The sequence below is a fragment of the Streptomyces zingiberis genome (assembly GCF_012034935.1).
Taxonomy (GTDB): domain Bacteria; phylum Actinomycetota; class Actinomycetes; order Streptomycetales; family Streptomycetaceae; genus Streptomyces; species Streptomyces zingiberis.
The window spans coordinates 1-503 of record NZ_JAATEN010000065.1 but is presented as its reverse complement, the minus strand read 5'-3'; the positions used below and the strand labels follow the sequence as shown (position 1 = coordinate 503).

Genomic DNA, 503 nt, shown 5'->3' with positions numbered 1-503 from the left:
TCCTCCGTCCACCGCACCAGATCACCCGTGCGATACATCCGCTCCCCCGGAACGAACGGAGAGGCCACAAACCGCTCCGCCGTCAACCCCGGCTGCCCCAGATAACCCCGCGCCAGACCGGCGCCGGCGAGATACAACTCCCCGTCCACCCCCGGCGGAACCGGCTGCAAGAACACATCCAGCACATACACCCGCCGCCCCGGCAACGGACCACCGATCGGCAGCCTGTCCCCCAACCCCTCACCTGGACACACCAGATGCCAGGTGGCACACAGCGTCCCCTCCGTCGGCCCGTACAAATGCCGGACCGACACCTCCGGACACGCCCCCCGAACCCGCTCCACCGCACCGACCGGCACCACATCCCCACCGGTCAGCACCTCACGCAACCCGGCAAAACACTCCGGAGACTCCTCCGCCAGCACCCGGAACATCCCCGCCGTCACATGCGCCGTGGTGACCCCCTCAGCCACGAACCCCCGCAACCCCACCGCATCGACGAC

Annotated in this window: 1 protein-coding gene; it reads right to left on the bottom strand. The window is 69.0% G+C overall.

Annotated elements, in window-relative coordinates; translation table 11 throughout:
- Positions 1–503 (bottom strand): AMP-binding protein (locus HCK00_RS26710; RefSeq protein WP_168104617.1); only part of this gene is annotated, 503 nt, incomplete at both ends.